Source organism: Pontimonas sp. (genome assembly GCF_031581085.1).
Classification (GTDB): Bacteria; Actinomycetota; Actinomycetes; order Actinomycetales; family Microbacteriaceae; genus Pontimonas.
Genome location: NZ_JAVLBO010000043.1, coordinates 1 through 3,529, shown reverse-complemented (window position 1 = coordinate 3,529; position 3,529 = coordinate 1). Strand labels below are relative to the sequence as shown.

Genomic DNA, 3,529 nt, shown 5'->3' with positions numbered 1-3,529 from the left:
CTGTGCCCCAAATGTGCTGGGGAACAATCAACACACTCCGGTGGTGCGAAAGGGTGCTGAAACTAAATGCCCCCATGGCCAGCAGCCCCGTGCCGGGTCGACCGAGAGGATTAGTGACGGTGGACTGCTCCACGACCTTCGACCACCATGTTGTGGCGTCGTGAAAGCGGTTAGGACCGGAAAATTCCGCCCGGAGTGCGACACCGGAGCCTGCGATGCCCTTTCCGAGGCGCTGGAACAACAGTGGGTTGTCGGACTCGGCGGCGGCGAGTGGGGGCTCTGACGTGGCGTTGGCCACTGTGGTGACACGAAGCGCAGGCACTGCGTGAGGTGTTAGAGGTCGCTCGGTCACCTGGAAAGGCTAACCGGGTTGCCTGAATTCCAAGGCGACACTCTGACTACTCCAGGCTTTGGCCAATTAAGCTAATCACTATGACCGCAGCGGATTTGGGTAAAGACCCAGAGCAGGTCGCTGCCATGTTCACCGAAGTAGCCAAAGGCTACGATCGCACCAACACGGTGCTCTCCGGGGGAAACGCGACACTGTGGCGAATCGCCACAGTGAAAGCGTTGGACCCGCAACCCGGTGAGCGGATTCTGGATATTGCTGCGGGCACAGGTACATCGTCGGTTGCTATTGCGAAATCTGGTGCGGAAGTGGTCGCCTTAGATTTTTCCGCCGGAATGGTCGAAGAGGGCAGGAAACGTCATCCAGAACTGACGTTTGTGGAGGGTGACGCTGAAGCGTTGCCGTTTCCGCCACAATCTTTTGACGCCGTGACGATTAGTTTCGGTCTTCGAAACGTCAACAACCCACAGCTCGCCATCGGCGAGATGTATCGGGTGTTGAAACCTGGTGGCCGGTTGGTCATTTGTGAGTTTTCCCACCCGGATCGTGCGGTGGTGAAAGGCTCCTACAAGGCCTACCTCAAATACGTAATGCCGGCGATTGCCAAGGTGACAAGTTCGAACCCTGAGGCCTACACCTACCTGATGGACTCCATTCGCGAATGGCCCACCCAAGATGTGTTGGCCCAGTGGTTACGGGCGGCAGGGTTTACCCGGGTGGCATACCGTAACCTGACCGGGGGCATCGTTGCGTTGCATCGTGCCCGTGCACCAGAGAGTAAGAAAGTCCGAGGATCTGTCGCAGAGCGCCGTGCGCGCCCCGCGTCGCCCTCCACTCAGGCCAACCAGACCGTGACCGGCTCCCACAGGTAGTCGGTCGACCCCGACCGCAAGGGACACGTGGTGACTGCAACTCCAGCCAGCGAGTTAGATGGCGCTCCGCGCGGTCGCGGCTCGAAATTTCTTTCCGGTGGCCAGGCACTCTTTTCCTCCAGCGAACAAAAAGATGTGGCCCGCGCCCTCGATGAGGGTTTGGATGCCATTGAATCAGGGCTGCGATCAGAGCTCAGCTACACCCACGAGATTGCTGACGCGGTCTCTCGTTACCTCTTTGACGCCGGCGGCAAGAGGATTAGACCACTGCTCACCTTGTTGACCGCCCAGTGGGGTGAGGGTGTCACCGATCAGGTGATCACCGCAGCACAGGTCATCGAACTGACGCACCTCGCAACCCTCTATCACGATGACGTCATGGATGAAGCGGTAAAGCGCCGTGGGGTCACCGCAGCCCAAAAGGTGTGGACCAACTCGATTGCGATCCTCGCTGGCGATTTGTTGTTCGCCAGGGCCGGATCCCTCGGTGTGGGCTTGGGTGGCGACGCGATGCGTCGCCAAACCGACACCTTTGAGCGACTGGTCGTTGGTCAGATGCGAGAAACGGTAGGTCCAAAAGAAGGCGAAGACCCCATTGAGCATTACCTGGGGGTGTTAGCCGATAAGACAGGGTCACTTATTGCGTTAGCTGGGGAATTTGGTGTGACCCTGTCGGGTGCACCAGTGGAATATGTCCCCGCAATTCAAGGCTTTGGTGAACACATTGGTGTGGCATTCCAGTTGGTGGATGACGTCATCGACCTGTCGGCCGATGAAGAAGAAACCGGCAAAAAGGCAGGGACCGATGTGAGGCGCGGAGTCGCCACACTGCCCATGTTGCTGTTGGAAAAGCGCGCCGAGAACCACGCGGGCGACAAAGAGCTCCTCGACACCCTCCGAAAAGGGGCAACAGGAGATCTCAGTGAAGAAGAATTCAGCGAAGCCATTTCGTCTCTTCGTCACCACCAGGTGACGAAAGACACCATGGAAGAAGCCAGGAAAGTAGCCGACAAGGCTATTGCCCACCTGGCCGAGTTGCCAGAAGGGGTGGTCACCGACGCTCTTGAGTGTTTTGCCCACCAAGTCGTAGAGCGAACCCAATAGGGCTACTGACTGGGGTGGGGTGCTTGCAAGGTCCAAGCGCTAGAAAAACGGAATGGATTTGCTCTGGGGCAAGCAAAGCGCGGTGTGTCAGCCCGGTAACCTTGGCAGGGTCCAAAGCACTGCGAAATGACACGCACTGCGGAGTGAAGTCCAGTGGGTGTGAATTGGGCACCAACAGATCAGTTTGAGGAATGTCGAATTAGTACGACGCGGGAGAACACAGACGTGAAACTTAGGCTCGCCATTGTGGGTGCAGGCCCAGCAGGAATCTATGCGGCCGATATTTTGCTCAAATACGAACGAGCCTTCGATGTGTCCATCGACCTTTTTGAACGTCTTCCTGCCCCCTACGGTCTGGTGAGATACGGAGTCGCACCGGATCACCCTCGAATTAAGGGCATTATCAATGCCCTTAAAGACATTCTGGATACCGGTCACATCCGCCTGTTTGGCAACGTGAATTACGGAACCGACATCACGTTGGATGATTTGAAAAAGCACTACCACGCCGTGATTTTCTCCACCGGGGCCATGGAAGACGCAAACTTGTCCCTCCCCGGTATTGATCTTCCCGGAAGCTACGGCGCAGCGGACTTTGTCAGCTGGTACGACGGGCATCCCGATGTGCCCCGCGTGTGGCCATTGGAGGCCAAGAACATCGCCGTTGTGGGTAACGGCAATGTGGCGTTAGACGTGGCCCGGATGTTGGCCAAACACCCCGATGACCTCTTGCCCACAGAAATTCCTGACAACGTCTATGAGGGCCTGAAAAAATCTTCCGTCACCGACGTTCACATCTTTGGTCGCCGGGGACCCATGCAAGTGAAATTCACCCCACTGGAACTGCGCGAGCTGGGCGAGCTAAACGACGTGGACATGGTGCTCCACGATGAGGACTTTGACTACGACCAGGCGGCAAAAGAGGCCATTACTTCCAATAAGCAACTGGTCGTTATTGACCGAATCTTCCAATCGTGGCGCCAGCGTGAAACAGGATCAGCCTCGAGGAGGCTTCACTTCCACTTCTATTCAAACCCGCTCGAGCTTCTTGGCACCGAGAAGGTCCAGGGTTTTCGATACGAGCGCACCCAACCGGATGGTGCAGGCGGCGTCCGGCCCACGGGGGAGATTCGCGAACTAGACATCGATGCCCTCTACCGGGCAGTCGGATACTTTGGCTCACCCCTGGATGGCATCCCCTTCG

3 protein-coding genes and 1 pseudogene are annotated in these 3,529 nt (G+C 57.3%); 3 read left to right on the top strand and 1 reads right to left on the bottom strand.

All coding sequences use genetic code 11. The features are described 5' to 3' along the window. Positions 1-322 (bottom strand): annotated as a pseudogene (locus RI518_RS07585) (isochorismate synthase); the annotation flags it as partial. A gap of 110 nt (positions 323-432) precedes the next feature. Between RI518_RS07585 and ubiE the strand changes: the two are divergent. From ubiE to RI518_RS07570, 3 genes are all read left to right on the top strand, one after another. Continuing rightward, on the top strand, positions 433-1,221 hold the full coding sequence (ubiE, locus tag RI518_RS07580; protein ID WP_104914142.1) for a bifunctional demethylmenaquinone methyltransferase/2-methoxy-6-polyprenyl-1,4-benzoquinol methylase UbiE: 789 nt from the start codon (positions 433-435) through the stop codon (positions 1,219-1,221). 30 nt (positions 1,222-1,251) lie between these two features. After that, entirely contained in the window at positions 1,252-2,325 is a 1,074-nt protein-coding gene (locus tag RI518_RS07575) for a polyprenyl synthetase family protein (protein WP_310689778.1), read from the top strand. 225 nt (positions 2,326-2,550) lie between these two features. Then, a partial coding sequence (locus RI518_RS07570; RefSeq protein WP_310689777.1) for an FAD-dependent oxidoreductase occupies positions 2,551-3,529 on the top strand: 979 nt, incomplete at its 3' end.

What these genes read in the sequence shown, in the direction of transcription:
- ubiE (WP_104914142.1), top strand. Translation starts at nt 433, where the DNA reads ATGACCGCAGCGGATTTGGGTAAAGACCCAGAGCAGGTCGCTGCCATG.